The organism is Corynebacterium evansiae (assembly GCF_027570065.1).
Taxonomy (GTDB): domain Bacteria; phylum Actinomycetota; class Actinomycetes; order Mycobacteriales; family Mycobacteriaceae; genus Corynebacterium; species Corynebacterium evansiae.
In genome coordinates this window covers 154,790-176,118 of the sequence record NZ_JAKMUT010000003.1, presented here as the reverse complement: position 1 = coordinate 176,118, position 21,329 = coordinate 154,790, and the positions used below count along the sequence as shown (strand labels likewise).

Annotated in this window: 20 protein-coding genes; 8 read left to right on the top strand and 12 right to left on the bottom strand. The window is 61.4% G+C overall.

Features of this window, described 5'->3' with window-relative positions; all coding sequences use genetic code 11:
• Positions 1 to 27: 27 nt before the first annotated feature.
• The 4 genes from L8V00_RS04365 to L8V00_RS04350 form a co-directional block, all read right to left on the bottom strand.
• On the bottom strand, positions 28 to 735 hold the full coding sequence (locus L8V00_RS04365) for an ABC transporter ATP-binding protein (protein WP_269944315.1): 708 nt from the start codon (positions 733 to 735) through the stop codon (positions 28 to 30).
• A complete protein-coding gene (locus L8V00_RS04360; protein ID WP_269944314.1) occupies positions 732 to 1,880 on the bottom strand; it encodes an ABC transporter permease in 1,149 nt (382 codons plus the stop codon). Before L8V00_RS04360 ends, L8V00_RS04365 begins: the two co-directional genes overlap by 4 nt.
• A 136-nt stretch (positions 1,881 to 2,016) precedes the next feature.
• Entirely contained in the window at positions 2,017 to 2,694 is a 678-nt protein-coding gene (locus L8V00_RS04355) for a YoaK family protein (protein ID WP_269944313.1), read from the bottom strand.
• Positions 2,695 to 2,756: 62 nt separating this feature from the next.
• Positions 2,757 to 3,533, bottom strand: a complete 777-nt coding sequence (locus tag L8V00_RS04350) for a MerR family transcriptional regulator (RefSeq protein ID WP_269944312.1) — start codon at positions 3,531 to 3,533, stop codon at positions 2,757 to 2,759.
• A 161-nt stretch (positions 3,534 to 3,694) separates the two neighbouring features.
• On the opposite strand from L8V00_RS04350, the gene L8V00_RS04345 reads away from it, so the two are divergent.
• From L8V00_RS04345 to L8V00_RS04330, 4 genes are all read left to right on the top strand, one after another.
• The gene (locus tag L8V00_RS04345; RefSeq protein ID WP_269944311.1) at positions 3,695 to 5,029 is read left to right on the top strand and encodes a metallophosphoesterase family protein; all 1,335 of its coding nucleotides are present in this window, start codon (positions 3,695 to 3,697) and stop codon (positions 5,027 to 5,029) included.
• Positions 5,030 to 5,072: 43 nt separating this feature from the next.
• A complete protein-coding gene (locus tag L8V00_RS04340; protein ID WP_269944310.1) occupies positions 5,073 to 5,576 on the top strand; it encodes a 2'-5' RNA ligase family protein in 504 nt (167 codons plus the stop codon).
• 45 nt (positions 5,577 to 5,621) lie between these two features.
• On the top strand, positions 5,622 to 6,815 hold the full coding sequence (locus L8V00_RS04335) for an MFS transporter (RefSeq protein ID WP_269944309.1): 1,194 nt from the start codon (positions 5,622 to 5,624) through the stop codon (positions 6,813 to 6,815).
• A 100-nt stretch (positions 6,816 to 6,915) separates the two neighbouring features.
• Positions 6,916 to 7,572, top strand: a complete 657-nt coding sequence (locus L8V00_RS04330) for a hypothetical protein (RefSeq protein WP_035005559.1) — start codon at positions 6,916 to 6,918, stop codon at positions 7,570 to 7,572.
• Here the strand turns inward: L8V00_RS04330 and L8V00_RS04325 are convergent.
• From L8V00_RS04325 to L8V00_RS04305, 5 genes are all read right to left on the bottom strand, one after another.
• A complete protein-coding gene (locus L8V00_RS04325) occupies positions 7,565 to 8,443 on the bottom strand; it encodes a patatin-like phospholipase family protein (RefSeq protein ID WP_269944308.1) in 879 nt (292 codons plus the stop codon). The two genes, L8V00_RS04330 and L8V00_RS04325, sit on opposite strands and share 8 nt — an antisense overlap.
• Before the next feature lie 65 nt (positions 8,444 to 8,508).
• Positions 8,509 to 9,459 carry a DUF808 domain-containing protein gene (locus tag L8V00_RS04320; protein WP_269944307.1) on the bottom strand — a complete coding sequence of 317 codons (951 nt, stop codon included), beginning with the start codon at positions 9,457 to 9,459 and terminating at the stop codon, positions 8,509 to 8,511.
• A gap of 15 nt (positions 9,460 to 9,474) precedes the next feature.
• On the bottom strand, positions 9,475 to 10,191 hold the full coding sequence (locus tag L8V00_RS04315; protein ID WP_269944306.1) for an SDR family oxidoreductase: 717 nt from the start codon (positions 10,189 to 10,191) through the stop codon (positions 9,475 to 9,477).
• Between the two features lie 79 nt (positions 10,192 to 10,270).
• On the bottom strand, positions 10,271 to 12,076 hold the full coding sequence (locus L8V00_RS04310; RefSeq protein WP_269944305.1) for a hypothetical protein: 1,806 nt from the start codon (positions 12,074 to 12,076) through the stop codon (positions 10,271 to 10,273).
• Between the two features lie 31 nt (positions 12,077 to 12,107).
• A complete protein-coding gene (locus L8V00_RS04305) occupies positions 12,108 to 12,836 on the bottom strand; it encodes a DUF4232 domain-containing protein (protein ID WP_269944304.1) in 729 nt (242 codons plus the stop codon).
• Between the two features lie 222 nt (positions 12,837 to 13,058).
• Here L8V00_RS04305 and L8V00_RS04300 point away from each other — a divergent pair, with 222 nt between their 5' ends.
• Both L8V00_RS04300 and L8V00_RS04295 read left to right on the top strand, forming a co-directional pair.
• Positions 13,059 to 14,228: an acyl-CoA dehydrogenase family protein gene (locus L8V00_RS04300; RefSeq protein WP_035005567.1), complete on the top strand. Its 1,170-nt coding sequence runs from the start codon at positions 13,059 to 13,061 to the stop codon at positions 14,226 to 14,228.
• A gap of 87 nt (positions 14,229 to 14,315) precedes the next feature.
• Entirely contained in the window at positions 14,316 to 14,615 is a 300-nt protein-coding gene (locus L8V00_RS04295) for a hypothetical protein (RefSeq protein WP_269944303.1), read from the top strand.
• Between the two features lie 85 nt (positions 14,616 to 14,700).
• On the opposite strand, the gene L8V00_RS04290 is transcribed toward L8V00_RS04295, so the two are convergent.
• The 3 genes from L8V00_RS04290 to L8V00_RS04280 form a co-directional block, all read right to left on the bottom strand.
• Entirely contained in the window at positions 14,701 to 15,555 is an 855-nt protein-coding gene (locus L8V00_RS04290) for a DUF3800 domain-containing protein (protein ID WP_269944302.1), read from the bottom strand.
• A 282-nt stretch (positions 15,556 to 15,837) separates the two neighbouring features.
• On the bottom strand, positions 15,838 to 16,458 hold the full coding sequence (locus L8V00_RS04285; protein ID WP_269944301.1) for a DUF402 domain-containing protein: 621 nt from the start codon (positions 16,456 to 16,458) through the stop codon (positions 15,838 to 15,840).
• Between the two features lie 137 nt (positions 16,459 to 16,595).
• A complete protein-coding gene (locus tag L8V00_RS04280) occupies positions 16,596 to 17,282 on the bottom strand; it encodes an Rv1157c family protein (RefSeq protein ID WP_035005571.1) in 687 nt (228 codons plus the stop codon).
• Positions 17,283 to 17,581: 299 nt separating this feature from the next.
• Between L8V00_RS04280 and typA the strand changes: the two genes are divergently transcribed.
• The gene (gene typA, locus L8V00_RS04275; RefSeq protein WP_035005573.1) at positions 17,582 to 19,498 is read left to right on the top strand and encodes a translational GTPase TypA; all 1,917 of its coding nucleotides are present in this window, start codon (positions 17,582 to 17,584) and stop codon (positions 19,496 to 19,498) included.
• A gap of 83 nt (positions 19,499 to 19,581) precedes the next feature.
• Positions 19,582 to 21,327 (top strand): ABC transporter family substrate-binding protein, encoded by a 1,746-nt coding sequence (locus L8V00_RS04270; RefSeq protein WP_269944300.1) that lies wholly within the window; start codon positions 19,582 to 19,584, stop codon positions 21,325 to 21,327.
• Positions 21,328 to 21,329 lie beyond the last annotated feature (2 nt).

The window sequence follows — 21,329 nt, the reverse complement described above, 5'->3', positions numbered from 1 at the left end:
GGCCTGCGTATAGGCCTATTTGGATGCCTATTCGGCGGCAGCGCTCAGGCGTCCGTCGACCATTTCGTAGACCTTGTCGCAGTGGTTCAAGACCTCGTGATCGTGGGTGACCATCACGCCCGCGACGTTGAATTCGTGACATTCGCGGGCCAACAGCTCCACGATTTCTTGTGATCTCTTGCGATCCAGAGCCGCGGTGGGCTCGTCGACCAGCAACACCTGTGGGTCGCCGACGAGAGCTCGGGCGATGCCCACACGTTGACGTTCGCCACCCGACAGATTTCCTGGGCGATGCTTAGCTCGGGGCGTCATACCAACCTTCTCCAGAAGCTCCGCACCAGAGTAACGACCGTGCTTACCCACAACACGCGCGGCGAGCTCCAGTTGTTCCTCGGCGGTGAGGGCGCCCGGCAGACTGCCGGAGGATTGGAAGACGAAGCCGATGTAGTCGCGGCGAATGCGGGCTAGTTCCTTGTCGTCGTAGTTGGTGATGTCTTCGTCGCCGATCTTGACGCTGCCAGAGGCCGGGTTGGTCAGCGCTCCAGCGACGGCCAGCAGTGTGGACTTACCGGAACCGGAGGGGCCGACGACGGCGACGAACTCTCCGGGCTCGACGGTCAGGTTCACCTTGTCCAACGCGGTGATCTGGGAATCGCCGTCGGTGTAGGTCACCGTGACGTCTCTAAGTTCCAGGGCGGGAACGTGCGGGGCGGGAAGGTGCGGGGTGGGGCTCATCGGTTTTCTCCTAGGGCTGCGAGCGGGTTAGTGCGGGTGACACGGACGACGGCGATCAGTGCGCCGATCAGGCCAGATACGAAGAGGATCGCGCTGCCGCTAAGGACGGATCCGAGTTCGGTGGCGTAAGGCATCGCCGTGGTTTCCAGGAGGCTCCCGAGGCCAACAGCGATAAGTGCACCGACGATGACGGACGCACCCAGAATGATGACCGCCTGGCCCAGACTGTCGCGCAGAAGGAAGCCCTTCGTGGCACCCATCGCGCGCAGTGCGGCGATGTTGCCGGCGCGCTGGATGGTCCACACCAGGAAGAAGGCGCCGGTAACCAGGGCGGCGATTACGTAAAGGAACCACTTGATCATGGAAAGGGTCATCATTTCGGCGGTGTAGCCAGGGGAGGAATCGAAGCTTTCCTTGAGGGTGCGAACGTCCAGGCCGGAAGCGTCGGAGAGCGCCTCAGTGTCTGGCTTGTCCTGTGTGCGGGCGGCGATGACGGAGATTTCCTTGTACGCCTCTGGGCTTACCTTTTCGCCCTTACGTGCGCCGGTGTGGATTTCCTGCCAGACGTCGAGGGGCAGGTAGGCGGCATCGACGTGGCCGAAGGTGCGCTGGCCATCGGTGAAGCCGACGACCTCCAACGGGATTTCTAGGCGATCGATGGTGATGGTGTCGCCTTCTTTGATGCCTTCGTCTTGGAGGGTGGAGGACACGACGATTTCGTGCTTGGTTTTGGTGGGGGCGCCGCCGTTAGGGGTGGTGCTTTGTTCTGGCAGTCCCTCCGGTGCGATGAAGGAGCCGGGCTTTACTCCGAGGAGGGTGAGGTCGACGGCCTTGCCGTTCTGGTTGTGGGCGTTTGCAATGGTTAGGCCCAGTGGGGCGGCCTCTTCCACCCCGTCGATGTTGGCGAACTTGTCGGCCTCTGTGATGTCGATGACGGAGCGGGTGAAGGCGGAATCGGTCTGGGTGCCATCGGCGAAAGCGATGACGTCACTATCCATTGCCTTCAGGCCGGAAACGCCGTCGTTAACCAGACCGGCTGTCAGGCCGGAGATGATTACGACCAGCAAGGACATGAGCGCCAACACGACGCTCATGAGAAGGAAGCGGGTTCGCGCAAAAAGCATTTCGCGCAAGGCTAGAAACATGATGAAAATTCCTGGGGTTGGGGTTGGGAAGGTGAGCGGTTGATCAGTCGCTACACAGACTTTAGCAACAATGTGTTGCCAACATGAAAACAAGGTGTTTCTAACCTTTGTGGAGTGTGTGTTGATCAGTCCTTTACTAAACTGCCAGCCCACGGTTGCGCCGCCATTGGCGGTACACCAGTGCAGTCACGGTTCCCGCGTACAGCATGCCCGTCACTACCAGAACCGCGTGCAGGCCCACCTGGACATACATCCAGCCGCCCAGCAGCGCTCCGCAGGCAAGCGCCATCCACAGAGCGAAATAGCGCAGCCAATCCAAGTGCGGGCCGCCGAAGAGTGCGGCCACGAACCGCTGAGACATCTTCACTAGCGTGCCCGTCATGTATGTCAGGGAAATACTCACCTCGCCGTCGCGCTCGAACGTGGAATTCATAGCGCCCACGGTGAATGACAGGCTGTAAACCGCCCACTGCTCGTGCTCGGTCAAAACAAGTACAGAGGCAATCGTTGAGGTGGCGCAAATGAATAGCAGAATTGCCTCGCGTGTACGCGTCCGGGGCAGATAGCGCCGCCCTAACTGGCTGATCAGCGCCCCTATTCCCACGCCGACCAGGAACAGAACCATTACCCCGCCGGCCGTCATCGCGACGTCCCATTTTCCCGCATTCACGGCGGCTGTCAGGCGCGTGGTGTTACCCGACATGAACGACAGGAAGTACCCGCCCAGATACAAAAAGCCCAGCGTATCTACGAATCCTGCGATAGAGGATAAGTAGATAGCCAGTGCGTGTTCTCCGGTGCGGTAGCCTTTCATGGCGCAATCGTAGCAACCGGCGTGTAGCTCCGGCGCCTAACAAGCTCGGTTAGCTGCCTCAGCTAGTCATCCCAGTTGGGATTGGTGATTCCCTCCTGCTGGGCACGATGTTCCACCAGCGAAAGCAGGTAATCCTGTGCTCCCTGGTACGCCTCGGCAAAACGCTCGTCGGCCACGTACATCCGCGCCAGAATCAGCTGCCGCGAGGTCGTAACCTCGTACCACTGGTTAATCGTGGCGCGGTGCCGCTCCACGAGGGCTTGTGCTTCTTCGCTATCGGGGGTGACGCCACCATCTCGGGCGGCTACCAGATCCGCCACGAAGCGGTCGTGGTCGGCCTTAACCTCCTGGAAGTCGCCGTCAGTCATAGAGGCCAGCTTTTCTTGAGACTGCTGGTATTCCGGGGTGTCGCCCCAACGTTCGCGAGCTTCCTCCTGGTAAGCGGGCATCTTCTCGCCGAAGTACTGCTTGATCTTGTCCATTTGTTCCATGGTGTATCCCTCCACTCGGGTTGTTGTTATCAAATCCTCGACCGCACGCAATTGGCTCTCCACCTCGTCGCGCTTGCGCGCCAAGGCTTCCCGGTGGGAGCGGAGAGCACGGTCAAGGGCAGCATCGGAAGGCGCTTCAATCAGGTCGGGGATCTCCGCCAGCTTGAAGCCCATGTTCCGGTACAGCACAATGGCCGCGCCGACGCGCAGATCTTCCTCGGTATAGAGGCGGTAGTCGCCCAATGTGCGCCACTGTGGGCTGAGCAGCCCAATGGAATCCCAATGGCGTAGGGCTTTGGGCGTCACTCCCAGAAAATCTGCAGCATCACCAATCGTGTATTCGGTCATGGGCTACATCCTTTCGGTTGCCGCAACGGCAAGGTCAAGCGGTGGAGAGGGAAAACGCGAAGTTGTTATGAATTCATCTTCAGGAAACCCTGCGCTTACCTGCTGGCGATAGCTTATGGAGGTTCAATTCTCGCAGAAACAGAAAAAGGAGCACCCTCACCTTGTCCCATAATTCGTCCTTTGATTCGCCGTCTAACTCTCAGCAGCCAGAAGGCCGGAAGAAGCTCAAGTGGTTCAATGTAAACCGCCGGAATTTCCTGGCGGGAACTGGAGCGTTGGGCGTCACCGCTGCACTTGCGCCGGCTGCGCAGGCACAGGCGTGGAACTCGTCGGCAGGCTCGCTGGCCGGCTCCAGCTTCGGCCCGAGCCGTGGCAACGGCGGCAGCGGTAACGACGGCAACAGCGGTGGCGACAACAACGGCGGCGCGGACATGCCGCTGAAGTTCAACGGCGACGGCAAGTTCAAGATCGTCCAGTTCAATGACACTCAAGACGATCACCTTACTGATCGCCGCACGATCGAGTTCATGGGCAAGGTGTTGGACCAGGAGAAGCCGGACTTCGCGCTGATCAACGGTGACGTGATCTCCTCTGGCCCCAAGACCACCGAACAGGCATTCCAAGCCGTCAACAACGTGGTGCTGCCGATGGAATCCCGCCAGATCCCATGGGCCATCACATTCGGCAACCATGACGAAGACTCCATGGAGGACGGCACTCAAGCCGACGAGATCGCGCTGCTGAACTTCGTGCGCAAGTACAAGTACAACCTCAACGTCGCGGACGACCCGATTCACGGTGAATCCAATGTTTCGCTGCTGGTTCAGGGCAACGCAAAGCCGGATCCGGCATTCGCCATCTGGCTGCTGGATTCCGGGAATTACATCGGCGAGGAGCTGGCGGGGCAGGAGACCAAGGAGATCCCCGGCTACGACTACATCCACAGCGACCAGATCCAGTGGTACCGCGATACCTCCCGGGGCTACGAAGAGCGCTACGGCAAGAAGATCCCGGGTCTGATGTACTTCCACATCCCTACCTACGAGCACCGTGACATGTGGTTCGGCGGCCCGTACAACAACGACCTCATCAAGCATGGCCAAGCCAAGAAGCGCCACAGCATCGAGGGAGTGAAGAACGAGGACGTCTACGTCGGGGCCTTCAACCCCGGCATCTACTCCGCCGTCCGCGAGCGCGGCGACGTCCTGGGTATCTACTGCGGCCACGACCACATCAATACCTTCAACGGCAACTACTTCGGGGTAGAACTGGGCTACTGCCCGGGCACCGGCTTCGGCCCCTATGGGTTGAAAGACGGCACCTGGTCCATGCACACCCTGCGCGGCGCCCGCGTGTTCGAGTTGGACGAATCCGACGAGCGCGTCTACAAGTCCACCCGCCTGGTTTTCGCCAAGGAGCTGGGGCTGGACATGAACCCGAAGAAGCAGCCGTTGGAAAGGCCTGCCGACCTTCCGGAGTACGTGTCCTTCAAGTAGCGCGCCGGGGCGCTCCTGGTGCAGCCAGCTAGGATAGGGAGCAATGTCCGTCAATTCCCCTGAGAACATCCTGCTGAACCTGCCCGACGAGCAGGCCGCCACCGTCCGCGGCATCTTCGACGAGCTCGCCACCCGCGGGTTCCCGGCCCAGCGGCAGACTCCGCACATCACGGTCACGTTCTCTCCGAATATGGCCCCGCACGTCGTGGAGCGCGCCCGCGAGATCCTGCCTTCCGCCGTGCCCTCGGAGCTCAGCCGCCGGGGCGTGGTCGTCTTCGGCACAGGCAAGAAGCAGACCGTGGCGTGGCTGCTCGAAGCCACGGACGAGCTGGAAAACGCCGCCCGCGAGCTCAGCGCGCTCAACCCGGATGGTCGCGGCCCGCGCTGGGTGCCGCACCTCACGGTCGGTTTAAGGTTGCCGCGGGATATTGTTCCTTCTTATATTGACGCCCTGTCTCAGATCACACCGCGCGATCTAAAGTCAATCACCGCAGCTGAGGCGGCGTATTGGAGGCCAAGCGTGGGGGAGCGCGTGGTGCTGGCCTGACGCCTGGTAACGTGCTCCGCGGCATAAAAACATAAACACAATTAAATGAAGAAGGTGTTCCTAACGTCCGCACCAACGAAAGAGCCGGTTGTAACACCGGCTTTTGTCTTTGCATGGTTAGTTAACTTCGCCCAGTTCATGATCTTCTACGTCCTCGTGACGACCATGGCTGGCTACGCGGTCAAGGAGTTTGCGGCCAATAACGCGAGCGCGGGCCTGGCCTCCAGTGCCTTCGTGATCGGCGCGACGGGGGCTCGCGTGTTCTCGGGGTTCCTGGTGGACGCGGTGGGGCGGCGGCGCGTGCTATTCACCGCGCTGGTGTTGGTCATCGTGACCTGTGCCTTCTACATCCCCGCCAACTCTCTGGGGCTGCTGATCGCCGTGCGCATTATCCACGGCATCGGTTATGCCTTCGCCAGTACCGCCGTGATGGCCGTCGCCCAGTCCGTGATTCCCAATGCACGCCGCGCGGAGGGAACCGGCTACTTCGCCCTGGGAACCACGCTGGCCACCGCGATCGGTCCGGCGCTGGGCCTGTGGCTGGTGGGCTCCGTCGGCTACACCACCATGTTCCAGGTCGTTATTGGCATGTCCATCGTGGCCTTCCTGCTGTCTTTGCTGGTGCGTTCCCCAGAGCACAAGGGCTCGGATGCGCACCACCATCGGCCGGCCTTTAACCTGTCGGCCATCGTGCACCCGAATGTCGCCCCCATCGGCTTCTTTATGCTGCTGGTCGGTGTGTGCTACGCAGGTGTGATCACCTACCTGAACAGCTACTCCGAGGACAACGACCTGGTCACCGGTGCCAAATACTTCTTCCTGGCCTATGCGCTGGTGACCCTCGTGATGCGCTTCGTGCTGGGCAAGATTCAGGACCAGAAGGGCGACAACATCGTCATCTATCTGGGCTTGGTTACCTTCGCCATCGCTCTGGTTGTCCTCGCGTTCTCCACCCAGGACTGGATGGTGGTTTTGGCCGGTGCGCTGACGGGGTTGGGCTATGGTTCGCTGATGCCAGCCGCACAGGCGATCTCTGTCAAGGCGGTCGAGCCACACCAGATGGGCGCGGGCATCTCCACGCTCTTCCTGCTACTGGACATCGGCGTGGGCTTCGGCCCGATCCTGCTGGGCATGATCGTTTCGGCCACCAGCTACCAGGCGATGTACATGATGTTGGCTGGGTTGGTCGTCGTCAGCGCCGCCGTGTACTTCCTTGTTCACGGCCGGAAGGTTAGCTAGAGTTCGCTAGAGTTCCATCCCCTCCTTCCCGCGCCCTGACCTTAGTTCGTTCAGGTAGATCGTTCAGGTTCTTGCGGGTGCCACCGAAAGGATTCACCGTATGCTGCACGCCGTGAGCTTCGCGTTGGCCGATTCCGTCAACGTGCTGCTCATCGGTGTGCTTTTCGCTGTCGCGGTGATGCATCCGAAGCCGCGCCGCTACGCGCCCATCGCCGCAGTGCTGGTGGCGGGGGACTGGTTCGGAGTGTTCCTGCTGTCGCTGGCCGTATTGCTGCTGTTCAACGGGATTTCGGATGCCGTGCAGACGGCCTTGGCCTCGCCGATCTTTGGCCTGGTCCTCATCGCGGTGGGTCTTCTAAGTGCCTTCTTGACGCTACGAGGCGGCGATCCCACCCCCATGATCAATCGCCTGGCCCGCCCCCTCCGCCAAGCGTCGTGGGGAACCTTCTTCTCGGGAATGGCCCTGGGAATCGTCCAGTCGGCGACGTCCGCGCCTTTCTTCGCCGGCCTGGCGTACTTGAGCACCGTGGGGATCAGCTCTGCGGCGAAGTACCTTGCGGTATTCCTCTACGCTACGCTTGCGCTGAGTCTGCCGGCACTGTCTGGCCTGGCGTTGGGTTTTGTTCTGCGTAAGCCGGAAAGCGGGCTGGCCCGGTTCATCGATGGGCTGCGCCATAGGAAGGAACAGATGGTGGCGCTGGCGGGCTACGTGGTGGCGGCGATGCTCATCGTGCTGGGGCTGCTGAGCATCATTTAGACTCGCCCAGAAACTCCATCCACGTGTCCCATTCGCGCTTGGTCTGCTCCAACCCGTCGTTCCAGGATTGCTCCAGGCGATCCATCCGACGCTCGGTATTGCTGACGTGCATCTTCTCCGGGTAGAAGACCAATGCCTGGCCCTTGGCCTCTAGTTCCGCAATCTTGTCAGAGGCCAGATTGTACTTCGGTGGCCGGTCGATCATTGCCTGAGCTACAGCGGGGCGTGAGCGCAGTAGCGTCTTAACAAGCTGCGGACTGCGCAGTGCGGGGCGGACGTAGCCCTTGGGCTTAGTGCGCAGCACGAGGAACTTCTCAAAGCCATCCTCGATGGCGGCATCGATCAGCAGCCCACCGGAATCTCCGAGGGCACCATCGACATAGTCCACCCCGTCGATGGTTGGTACGGGCATGATGCCCGGCAGGGTGGAGCTGGCGCGGACCTTGCGCATGAGGTCCGGAAGATCATTGATGTCCTCACGGCGCCAATAGACGGACTCGCCGTTGTCCGCACGGGTCGCGCCGATGCATATCTGGGAGTTCGAACTCTGGAAGGTTTCCCAGTCGAAGGGCAGATCGTTGCCGGGTGCGCCAGCGGTCTCGTAGATGTACTCGGCGTTGAAGTAGCCGGTGCCCCGGAGCAGGGATTTGAAGCCGCCGGTTTTCGGGTGACCACCGAATTCCACGAAGGACTCGCGGGCGCGCTTCCTGTCGCCGGAAAGGAAGTTCACGGTGTGGGAAGCGCCGGCGCTGATGCCACCGACCCAGCCGAACTCGATGCCGTGCTCCAACAACTGGTCGATGCAGGCGGCGGTGTAGCTATTGCGCATGCCACCGCCCTCTAGCACGAGGGCTACTTCCTTCGCAGACAAGAGTTAAATCTCCTTAGACTTCTAGGGGGTCTGTCCTATGTCCATTTGTAGCGCACCTGCAGCGCCTAGCGGGCACGCAGTTTCTTTACCCCGCCGACCACCACGGCGATGAGTGCGCCGACAAGCAGGCCGAACAGCAAGCTAAAGCCGGTCTCCATCAGCCAGGTAACCGCTCCTCCAAGGTGCTCAAAGTTCTCCACCACGTGGTGAACAGTCTGGTACGGCCAGTGCAGCCCCAGCTCGTCGAAGCCAACCAGCAGGATATGTCCACCGACCCACAGCATGGCCAGGGTGCCGATGATGCCGATGGCGGTCAGCAGCTTCGGCATGCCCTTGACCAGGAACAGGCCGAACTTCTTCATCCCCTCGCTGGCTCCCTGCTTGTGGGCGATAGCCAGGCCAATGTCGTCGATCTTGATCAGCACGCCCACCACGCCGTAGACCGCGAAAGTGACCATCAGGCCGACCAGGATCAGCACCAGGGCGCGGGTTAAAAGCGGCTGGTCGGCAACCTCGTTCAGGGAGATCACCATGATCTCCGCTGAAAGGATCAGGTCGGTGAATATCGCTCCGCGCACCAGTGCGCTCTCCGACTGATCTTTCTCCTCATCGCGCTCTCCGGCCTCATCCTCTCCGGCCTCACCCTCGCCGTGACCACCAAGGCCGACCTTCTCTAGGACCTTCTCGGCGCCCTCGTAGGAAAGGTAGAAGCCACCGAGCATCAGCAGGGGAGTCAGTGCGCCGGGCAGCAGCCAACTCAGCAGCAGAATGATCGGCAGGATAATGATCAGTTTGTTGACGAGGCTGCCCTTGGTGATCTTCCAAATGATCGGCAGCTCGCGCGCGGGGGATACCCCAGCGACGAACTTCGGGGTGACGGCGGCGTCATCAATAACAACCCCAGCCGCCTTCGTCGAGGTACGCCCGGCGATGGCAGCGACGTCATCCGTCGTGGCCGCGGCCTTCTTGGCGATAAGCGCAATGTCGTCTAGTAGTGCCGCAAGGCCAGCTGCCATGAAATTCTCTTTCTCTTAGACCGATCGGTTCTCGGCGTGTGCGTCGAGGGCCTCGGTGATGGGGGTGTCGCCCTTGTTGAACTCGATGAAGTGGCCGACCAGGTTCGGGCGATCCACAACCTCGGCGATGACGGCGGCCACGTCGGCGCGGGAGACCTGGCTGGCCTGCAGTGCGTCGTCGCCGTTGGCGGTGCCATCAGCCTTCGGGGAGCGTGTTTCGATCTTAGCGGTCGGCTCGTCCATCGTCAGCGCGGACGGGCCGACGATCGTCCACTGGGTCGAAGAAGCACGCAGGTGGTCGTCCGCGGCGGCCTTCGCCTCGCAGTAGGTGAACATCGAGTGGTCTTCCGGCACGCCGTGATCGGCGCGGGAATTGAAGTAGCTGACCATGACAAAGCGCTTGGTTCCGGCGCCGTCGATGGAGCGGATCGCCGCATCGCGGTCCACACGGAGGGTGCGCTCATCGTCGCCGCCGCCTACACCCGCGGACCAGATGATCACGTCCTGATCGGCGAAAAGCTCCTTGAAACCGGCCACATCCAGCTGTTCGATGTCCTGCACAACAGTCTTCGCGCCGGTGGCCTCCACGTCTGTGACGTGGTCGGGGTTGCGGACGACGGAAGTTACCGTGTGGCCGGCCTCTACGAGCTGCGGAGCCGCTAGAAGGGCCACCTTGCCGTGGCCTCCGAGGATCATGACGTTCTGTGCGTTCTGAGGTGTCTGGGTCGACATCTTGTCAGTGCCTCCTCGGCGTGGGTTTGGTTCGTTCCTAGCCACCCTCAACGGTACGGAAAGGCACACTATTCCAGCTTTAGTCCGCCTTCGTCACGAGGGGGCCGATGCCACCCGCCCCGATGCACACGTACTCGTCAGGCGCACCGGAATCCGTCTCCGCCCGCACTAACAGGATTCCGCCGCCGCCGGACACCCGCACCCAGCGGGGCTTTAGCTCCGTACCAACGCGCACATCCACGGCGCGACTCTTGGTCTCCTTGGCATCCTCGAGCCCGTTGGGCGTGGTGATGGTCAACGTCATATCCGTGCTGGCCGTCGCGTTCAGCTGCCACGTCCAATCCCCGAACGGCAGAGCGTTATCCAGCAGGATGGCCTGGGAGCGCCCTGCGGCGATGCGCACCCCGCATTCGGGTTCTTTACCTGCGGTGCTTGTTGCGGACGCCACCACTTCCGCATCCACAATCTTCCCCGACTCGTCGATGATCCGTGGCGGCTCGTCTACCTGCGTTACCGCGGGCTGACCCGTCAGCGTGGAGACGCGGTCGTACGGGTGCACCACCGGGGTGAGGATGTCCAGTGGAACCGGCTGATCCAGCAGTTGCGGTGGTTCCCCCGAACCGTCCAACTTCGTGGAGGTGCGCAGGTTGGCCAGGTAGTCGGCGGTCCGGTCGTTGCTCCACGTGTCCACCCAGGTGTAGGTAGAGGCGATGCTGATGGCCACAGCACCGAGAATCGCCCCCACCCCAACCCAGCGGGAGCGCGCGGCCGCGAAGCTGGGGGTGGGGCGGTTGGCGACGTGGGGGCGTCCATAAGAAAGGGCGCAACAACCTACCACCAGTACGGCGAAAGTAAACCAGTCCGCGAAGTAATGCATAGAGGCCAACAGCAGACCAGAGGTGCCGGTGCTGTTACGGGCGCGGCCAAGCAACGCGTAGATGGCGGCTAGATAGCCGAGCACCAGGAACAAACCGAGAAGACGGTGGCGAGTATCGCGGCGCAGCCAGAAAGCAGCGAGGACGAGCAGCAGGATAGCGCTGGCGACGCTCCACCACGTTGGAGCGGTGGCGAAAGTGCTGGAGGGCGACCAACGATCCCACGACAACGGGCCACCCAGCGCGCCGGGGATCACGGTGGTGAACAGGCTATTGGGCAGCGCCGACCACAGCGACTGGCTATTCGACTCCTCGTGCGGCAGGGGTGAGAGGGTGAGGAAGAGCAGCGACCAGACAACGAAGAGCGCGCCTGGCGCAGCGAAGAAGCGGGCGATGTCGCGCCGGGCCATGCCTGCCAGTACCGCGAGGGCGAGGGCGGCCGGGACGATCGTGAGGGCTTTCTCCGTGAACAGCAGGGCTACAAGCAGAAACCCGGTGGCGAACAAGGAGTAGTGGAGGAGAGACCGGCGCGCGGCGAGCAGACACACCATGAATCCCGCCATGCCGATCTGCCAGGCCAGGGCGTTGACACCTGCGGACCACCAACCGGCGGCGTCCATGAGGAAAGGACTAAAAAGAAGTGCTGTGTAAAGCCCCAGAGTAGCGAGGCTGCGGCCGGTGAGTTGCACGCATACCTTCGCCCAGAGTGCTGCGGCGAGGGTGCTGAGCAGCATCAACACGGTGGCGGGGAGCCACCAACTGAGCGGAGCAATTCGATGGGCCAGCACCTGCACGAGTGCGGAGGCGGGCATGAGGTGCCCGTCGTAGCTGGCGAAATAGTCGCCGAGGGAACCGCCGCTGAAGGTAGCGGGGATGAGGAAATCGTCCCAGTAGAACGTGCGCTGGCTGAGCTGGAAGCCGCGGACGAGGAGGGAGAGCAAAGCCACCGCACCCAGCCATGCGGTGAACCGGCGGGGTGCGGCGCGGGAAGAGCTGTGGGGGGAAGGCACGGTGGGGGCAGGCGTGGGCTTGTGGGCGGCGCTACTCGCCGTCTTGGTTGCCTTGGCCGGTGCCGGCCTGGCCGCTTTGATCGCCCATGCTGACGGGCTGGACCGACAGGTACTCGACCTCCCCGGAACAACCCTCCAGGTTCTTCATCGGCACATAGGTGGCCTTGGTCTGCTCCGGTGGGTAGACGCGCAGGCCGTCAGCATCCTGGGGCTTGCACTCATGCGGATCCAGGGCGCCGACTTGAGTGATCTTTACGGGCGCGATGGCCGATGCGCCGGGGTCGAGTTTTACGTCCTTGCTGGGCACGTCCTTCTCCCGCTGCGCGGGCTTGCCCAGCTGGGTGCCGTTGTGGTTTGCGACCATGGATACGCCGGGGAAGCCACGCATCGAGCACGGCTCGGAGGAAGTGTTCTTAAAAACGACGTTGACCAGCGTGGAGCCGGCTGCGCCCTGCGAGTCGGCGGTGGTGATCTCTAGATCATTGGTGGCACACATGCCGCCCTTGCCTACGGAGCCGTCTTCGGCCTTGCTGTTGGCTGCACCGGTGCTGGCAGTGCTGTGGTCGGTGAGGGACTGGGCAGAGCTTTCGTCTGCGGATTCCTGAGTAGACGCTGCGTTGGAGGGGGTGGTCTCCTCGTCGTCGCAGGCGGTCAGGGTGAGTGAACCACCGGCGAGTAGCAGGGCGGCCGCACCCGCGGCCAGGGCGGAGCGGGGAGCGCGGGATCGGGAGGTAACCGGACGACGGCGAAGGCTCTTCATGGATAACACTGTAAACACAAGGTGTGTATGTGGCCAATGAGATTGGCGTTTTGTTACCGAATGGTGAGCGGAAAGTGATGTAGCCGTATCCGGGGAGGGCAGCGCTGAAGGTAAAGTTCTTTATGTAAATATCGCTTTTAAATCACCGAATCGCCGGAGCGCATTACACTCGGTGGGAAAGAACGTTCTCAACTTCACTGCTAGAGAGGCGAAGAATTAACCATGGGCTTCAACCCTGATTTCGAACCATTCCGTCTGCCCGACGAGTACCTCGCACTGCGCGAGGCCATCCGCGACCTGGCCGAGCAGCAGATCGCTCCCCACGCCAAGGACGTTGACGAAGAGGAGCGCTTCCCGCAAGAGGCTCTGGATGCTCTGAACGCTGCGGGCTTCAACGCCATCCACGTTCCGGAGGAGTACGGCGGCCAGGGTGGCGACTCCCTCGCAGCGGTTATCGTCATCGAAGAGGTTGCCCGCGTTTGTGGTTCTTCCTCCCTCATCCCGGCTGTGAACAAGCTGGGCACCATGGGCCTGATCCTGCAGGGCTCTGAGGAGCTGAAGAAGGAAGTGCTGCCGGACATTGCTAACGGTGCGATGGCCTCTTACGCGCTCACGGAGCGCGAGGCTGGTTCTGACGCCGGCGCGATGAAGACCCGCGCTGTCCGTGACGGCGACGAGTGGGTTATTAACGGCTCCAAGTGCTTCATCACCAACGGTGGTAAGTCCACCTGGTACACCGTGATGGCCGTGACCGATCCGGAGGCTGGCGCACGTGGCATCTCTGCGTTCATGGTGAACAAGGACGACCCGGGCTTCAGCGTTTCCGGTTACGAGCACAAGCTGGGCATCAAGGGTTCCCCGACGGCTGAGCTACTGTTCGAGGACTGCCGCGTTCCGGCTTCCCGCATGATCGGCGAGGAAGGCACCGGCTTCAAGACTGCTCTGCAGACCCTGGACCACACTCGTCCGACCATTGGCGCGCAGGCTCTGGGCATCGCCCAGGGTGCGTTCGACCAGGCTGTTGCGTATGTGAAGGAGCGCAAGCAGTTCGGCAAGGCGATCGCCGACTTCCAGAACACCCAGTTCATGCTGGCTGACATGAAGATGAAGATCGACGCAGCCCGCCTGATGATCTACACCGCGGCCTCCAACGCGGAGCGCGGCGTGGCTGAGGATGGTGCCAAGCTGGGGCTCATGGCTGCAGGCTCCAAGGCCTTCGCCTCTGACATCGCGATGGAGGTCACGGTGGACGCTGTCCAGCTGCTCGGTGGCTACGGCTTCACCCGCGACTTCCCGCTGGAGCGCATGATGCGCGATGCGAAGATCACCCAGATCTACGAGGGCACCAACCAGATTTGCCGCATGGTGATGGGCCGCCAGATCCTGGCGTAGCGGGCCGCAGCCCGTTCCCAGGGGGGGGGAGGGCTCCCGCAATGTAGCTACAGCGACAAAGGGTCTGAGCAGGATTGGAGATAGACGATGGAATTTGGGGTATTTGAAGATCCTGCTCGGGACATCTACGAAGAATTCCTCGAGCGCTACGAACAGCAGTATTACGCAGCAGGCTTAGATGATGCTTTCGATGCAGATCTAGGCGGCGAATGTGAGTATGCGTTGATGGATGCGGTGTTATTCAACGACGGCACCGAGGTGGTTATCGCACCTGACATGCTGGACAAGATTCTTTCTCTATTCTCCCCACAGAGCGAAAACGGTGAGATCCTGCGCGAGCATCTGCAGGAATGCCGCCCTGACTACGTAGAACGACCTGTGCCGTAAGACGCCCTGTCAGTTCCGTAGTCCGCCCAACCAGACGGTGATCTGAACTGAGTCGTTGTAATACCTGGCTCGAGTTCCAGGAGAACTAAACGCCATGCCGGACGGCTTTTGCACCCCGCGTGGATGTATGAGAAAAGCACTTTCTCTTACTTCCGAGATGGTTGGAGTACATGTCCTTGCCATCGCCATTGGCTCTGATCTTGGCGTGCTTGCTGGAAATGTGAGATAGGCGGTTTCCGAAGTATGTCACCGCCCACTCGAACTCATCAAAATCGGGGTCGTATTTGTAAGCAGCAATTCTTCCCAGAAGCGCGCACAGCCAGTCTGCGCACTGCACAGTTTGATAGAGGTGACTTTCCACCTCGAGAGGCGGTTCGAGGAGCTTTTCCGCGCTCTCATTGGTGAACATGAAAGCAGCGCTAGACGCGAAAATCTCTGCACGCTCTCTGGGGCCCTGTTTATCGAGAATCAGGAGGTAATTCTCATCGCTTGGGAGGCTCCAGCCAATACGCTGGATCAGCTGTTTCATAGCATGGTCGTACCGATCCTTTTCATACTCTCCAGTATCTTCGTTTGTTCCTCGAGGTTTCTCCTGTCCGTAGAAGACAACTTGGGCGTCTAGCTTGTCGAGGATGTTGAGAAGTCGGTTAATAAGGCGGCGCAGTTCAGAGTATTTCTGGGCGTTGCGGGTGGTGAGTAGTGCTGCACCCTTCTTCTCCCAATGCTCTACCTTCTTGCCTTTAGCCCTAACTTTGGCTTCTATTTCCTCTCTGAGCCCCGTTTCTTTTAGGTGTTTGAAAGAGCCGGAGAGTCGTCGGACATTCTGAGCGGGGATTATGAATCCACCGATGCCGAAAACTGGGTGGGTCTTGAAATGCGTATCGTATCGATTGACGTATGCGCCGTTGTGCCCAAATTCGTCGAAGTATCCGATGTGCATTGATTCCCCCTAATATGCACGAAAGCCCGTGTGGTGTTCACACGAGCCTCGGAAGTGGAGCACCTAGGTGCGTCCTCTACCGAGTCTAGTGTGGCTAGCTATCTGTGGTCAATATGCAGTGCGGGTTATGGCGTATTCAAATCGCCATTCGTCCGGGGCTGTGTAAGAGCTTCGCAGAGCTTTAGTTTCAGGGTTGCCTGAACATAACGATTATGTCCTCCGCACCCGACAGAAGGAGTAAAGGTGTTCGATTTCGGGCTGATGGCATGGCTGTCGAGGGCGCTAGTAACCCAAACGCACGCCCTGGGTGGCCAGCCAATCGGCCACGCTGCCGTGCTCGTGCAGCCCATCCAGCAGTCGCTGCGTGGAATCCAGCGCTCTGCGGGCTTCGTCGGCGGTGATGTAACCCGCCAGGAGTGCTTCGCCCAACTCGTCCAGGTCCAGTACCTGGACTTTCGTCTTTGAAGATGTGCCCGGGACGTAGCTAGAGCTCGACTGAGATTGTTCTGGGGAGGGAGCCTCCGGGAGGTGCGTCACCACATCCACGTAAATGTCGCGGGTGCGCCAGGTTGGTGGGGTGGTGGCGTCATCAATCTCGATAAAGGCTATGTCTATATAGAGATCCTGCGTGGGCTCGATACCGTCGAAGAAGTGGAACTTATTGAGGCGAATGTCCAGGTGGGGGACTAGCCAGGATTCGAGGTAGTGGAAGCGCGGGTGGCCGGGAGTGGGGCGGCGCATGTAAAGCACCGGGTTGGGGTGGGTAGTGTCAGACTGCACAGTGGCGGGCTGGTTGGGCGACAGCTCGTAGGCGTCCACGGCGCGCTCGAAGCCCTTCGGGTCGATATTGGTCGCGCGGGCGAGGTCGAAGGTCTCTTGTTTTACTTTATGCAGGTCAGCCATGGCTTTGTGTGCTTGTGGTGAGTAGTGCGGGCGGGGCCAGAAGGGGATGTGTGGGTAAAGGCCGAAGGTATGAAAAAGGCCGCGCAGGAAAGCGCGGCCGTGGGGTCTGAAACCCAGGGGTATCTAGGCGAAAGCTACTAGACCTGCAGCAGTGCCGCGGTCGGCAGGAAGTTGCAGTTGGAGTTGCCGGACTCCTTCTCGTGAGTGGTTACGCCACCCTCGAGCAGGGCGATGACGGTGCCCTTGCCAGTCTTGGCAACACCGTTAACCGTGGCCGGGCCCTTCGGGTTGATGCCGGTGTAGCCCAGCGGGGTGCGGCCCATCTTGCCAGTGTTGATGTTGATCCAGTGGACGTTCATCGCGGTGGTCTGCTTCTTAGCTACCGTGCCGGTGCCCATTGCGGTGAAGACGAAGTTGACCTCGCCAGCGCCGATACCTGGCAGCGGGAGCTTTGCCGGGCCGGGCACGCCCATCGCGGTACCGACAGCCTTGTTCTTGCCGCCGATGCACTGGCCGGAAACGGTCGGCCAGCCGAACTGGGTGAACGCCGGGGCGTTCTCCGGAACGTCAACGCCCGGCTTGCCATCGCCACGGAAGAAGCCGACCAGCTTCTTCAGGGAAGCCTTCACATTTGGCGGCAGCTGCGGGTTGTTGGCGAAAGCCTCGATCTGATCCAGGACATGCGGCGCGGGGCGGCCCAGGTGATCGATGGAGCCCTGTACCTGGGCGCCGGCGGTAGTAGGAGCCACCACGGTCGGGACTGCCAGTGCGCAGGCAGTGGTCAGTGCAGCGGCGGCACGGGTCAAGCGTCGAGAGAAAGCCACGGTGAACCTTTCGGGTTTTTATTCAGTCATCTCAAATGCGTTTAAACAGAAGATGGGAACAACATTAGTCACATCTGTCACATTTGTCACGCTAGTAACGTTCGCTGGGAACCTTTTGTAAACAATAACACCTGTCTGCAAGCTTTTCTCAAGGTTTTGGGAAAAACTTCTTCGCGCCCTATGCGTTATTGTGGAGGACTAAAGGAGTAGGCTGTGAAAGGTTCCCCTGAAGTGCCTACGCTGCACAACTAGCTTGAACTCAAGACTCTAAACACCCAAGTAAAGGAAAGTTCGGATCTGTGTCTTTGACTGAATTCCGCAATGTCGCCATCGTCGCGCACGTCGATCACGGCAAGACCACTCTCGTCGACGCCATGCTGCACCAGTCCGGCGCCTTCTCTTCGCACGGCGAAGTGGAAGAGCGCGTGATGGACTCTGGCGACCTGGAACGGGAAAAGGGCATCACGATCCTGGCGAAGAACACCGCCATCCACCGCAAGGGTCTGGGTAAAGAGGGTAGCGACCTGATCATTAACGTGATCGATACGCCCGGCCACGCCGATTTCGGCGGTGAGGTCGAGCGCGCCCTGTCCATGGTGGACGGTGTGGTTCTTCTTGTTGACGCCTCTGAGGGGCCACTGCCACAGACCCGTTTTGTGCTGGGCAAGGCTCTGGCTGCCAAGATGCCGGTGATCATTTGCGTGAACAAGACCGACCGCCCGGATGCCCGCATCGACGAGGTCGTCGAAGAGTCCCAGGACCTGCTGTTGGAGCTGGCCTCCACCCTGGAGGACGACGAGGCTGCAGAGGCCGCCGAGCAGCTGCTGGATCTTCCTGTGCTGTACACCTCCGGCCGCGAGGGCAAGGCCTCCACCGAGAACCCGGGTAACGGTAACGTTCCGGACTCCGAGGACCTGCAGCCGCTGTTCGACGTGCTCTACGACGTCCTGCCGGAGCCTTCCGCAGACGTGGACGGCCCGCTGCAGGCGCACGTCACCAACCTGGACTCCTCCTCCTTCCTGGGTCGCATTGGCCTGGTGCGCATCCACGCCGGCCGACTGCGTAAGGGCCAGCAGGTCGCCTGGATCCACTACGACGAGGACGGTAAGGAGCACGTCAAGACCGCCAAGGTGGCCGAGCTACTGCGCACCGAGGGCGTGACCCGCGTGCCGGCCGAGGAAATGATCGCCGGCGACATCGCCGCTATCTCCGGCATCGAGGACATCATGATTGGCGATACCCTGGCCGATCCCGAGAACCCGGTTGCCCTGCCGCGCATTACCGTCGACGAGCCCGCGATCTCCATGACCATCGGCGTGAACACCTCTCCGATGGCAGGCCGTGGCGGCGGCGACAAGCTGACCGCCCGTATGGTCAAGGCTCGCCTGGATCAGGAGCTGATCGGTAACGTCTCCCTGCGCGTGCTGCCCACCGAACGTCCGGATGCCTGGGAGGTTCAGGGCCGTGGCGAGATGGCTCTCTCCGTTCTGGTGGAAACCATGCGCCGTGAAGGTTTCGAGCTGACCGTCGGTAAGCCGCAGGTGGTTACCCGCACCATCGACGGTACGGTTCACGAGCCCTACGAAAACCTGGTCATCGACGTCCCGGAGGAGCACCTCGGCGCCGTCACCCAGCTGCTGGCCGCCCGCAAGGGTCGCATGGAGTCCATGGACAACACCGGCACCGGCTGGATCCGCATGAAGTTCATCGTTCCGGCCCGTGGCCTGATCGGCTTCCGCACCGTGTTCATGACCGAAACCCGCGGCACCGGCATTGCCAACAGTTACTCCGCTGGCTACGAGCCGTGGGCGGGCGAGATCAAGGGCCGCGCCTCCGGCTCCCTGGTTGCCGACCGCTCCGGCCAGATCACCGCCTACGCGCTGATCCAGCTGGCGGACCGCGGCACCTTCTTCGTCGAGCCGGGCGCAGAGGCCTACGAGGGCATGGTCGTCGGCGCGAACAACCGCGACGAAGACATGGACATCAACATCACCAAGGAAAAGAAGCTGACCAACATGCGTTCCGCAACCGCGGACGCGACGGTGACCTTGGCCAAGGCCCGCACCCTGACCCTGGAAGAGGCCATGGAGTTCTGTGGCTTCGACGAGTGCGTCGAGGTAACCCCGGAGGTCATCCGCGTGCGCAAGGTGACCCTGAACGCCACCGATCGCGCCCGTGCCCGTTCCCGCGAGAAGCAGCGCAATAACAACTCCTAAAGTTGCCCTTGTTCTCGCTCTTTCCACTGTCTAGCTCGTCGGCGCGCCGTTCCTCTGGCGCACGCCGTCGCGGTTTTTGGGGTGTGACGCCCACCGCCGCGACCGCCCTGACGTCGGCGACACTCGCCTTAACGCTGGCCGCCTGCCAGGCGAATCCGGGCGAGGCTCCGACGGTGGAAGACCCCTCCGCCTCCACCCAAACTCAGCAGCCGCAGCCGGTTGATGAGAGTCTGCGGGAGATCGCGGTGGGCGTGGATCGCTTCACCGGCAACCTCAACCCGCACCTGGTGGGCAACCGCAACCCGGTGGTGGCGGCGGTTGCCGACTTGACCCTGCCGAGCGTCTACACAGATGGCTCGATGGGGGAGAACCTCAACGATGATCTGATCAGCGAGGTCAAGCCAAACGACCGGGAGAATCCGACGGAAGTGGTCTATACCCTCCGGCCGGAGGCGCAGTGGTCCGACGGCACGCCCATCACCATCTCCGACTTCCAATACCTGCATAAAGCGATTGTGGACGAGCCCCTCGCGGAGGCGAAGGGGCTGTACCGCCACATCACCTCCATCGAGCCGGAGAAGAAGGAAAAGAGCTTCAAAGTCACCTTCGATAAGCCTCTGAGTTCCTGGAAGCGACTGTTCACCCACCTTTTGCCCAGCCACATTTACCGCGCGGAGGGGCGCAGCTTCAGCACGATGATGGACGGAGGCTCCGTCGCTTCTGCAGGGCAGTACTCCGTGAAGTCCGTGGACGAGGGGCGCGGCCTGCTGGAACTGCAGCGCAACGACCGCTACTGGGGTTCGAAGGCGGCCAAGACAGACATCATCCGCTTCACCGCCGTGCCGAATGAATCTGCCGGCGCGCAGATGATGCGCACTGAGCAGATCCAGATGTACATGACGCACCGTTCGGCCACCACCGACCTGGCTCTTAACCAGCTGCCCTACACGCAGATGCGCAACACCGCTCGGGGGGTGCAGCTGAACCTGCAGCTCAACCAGGCCAGCCCGATTTTCGCTGACCAGCAAACCCGCCGCCGGGTACTGGGCGCAATCAACGCGGAGAGGATCGCACGGATCGTCTCCCAGGATCCGGAGGTAGAGGCCCCGCGCTGGAACGTCACCCCGAAGACCGCCGCGGAGATGCCGCGTGGCCTGCAGTCCGACCAGCGCCCCGACGGCATCGTCATCGGCGCAGTCACTGACGATCAGGTGGCGGTGGATGCCGCCCGCTCCGTCGTGGACCAGTTGCTGCACGCCGGAATTCCCGCCACCGTGCGCACTGGTAACGCGGGGGAGATTCTCGGCTCGGCTGTGGAGCAGGGAGAAGTCGATGGCGTGGTGACGTGGCAGCGCAGCCCGCAGGCCACCTTCGACTATGTGGAACAGTACGGTTGCACCACCGCTCCCGTAGGGGAAGACTCCGCGAAGCCGTCTGGCGACGCCGATTCGAAGGACCCGGCTGAGGGGAGCGACAGCGGGGACGAAGGGGCGTCACTCCCCAACATCCCCAAGGGCGGCAACCTCAGCGGCACTTGCGACCGTGACCTGGAAGAACGCCTCAACAAGCTTAGCGAAGGGCGCGCCGAGCTCAACGACGAGCGCGAGAAGCTGGACGAGCGGATCGCGGAGATCTCCACGGTGCTGCCCATCCTGTCCGACCGCTTCACCGTGGTGACGTCGGACAGACTCAACGGACCGACCCCGGGGCTGGAAGACTGGCCACTGGACAACAGCAGCTCGGTACTGATCTCGGCGCCACGGTGGACCCTGAGCCCCATCGAGGAAAACAAACGCAACGCCGCAGAAAATGCTCTCAAGGAGGATTAACC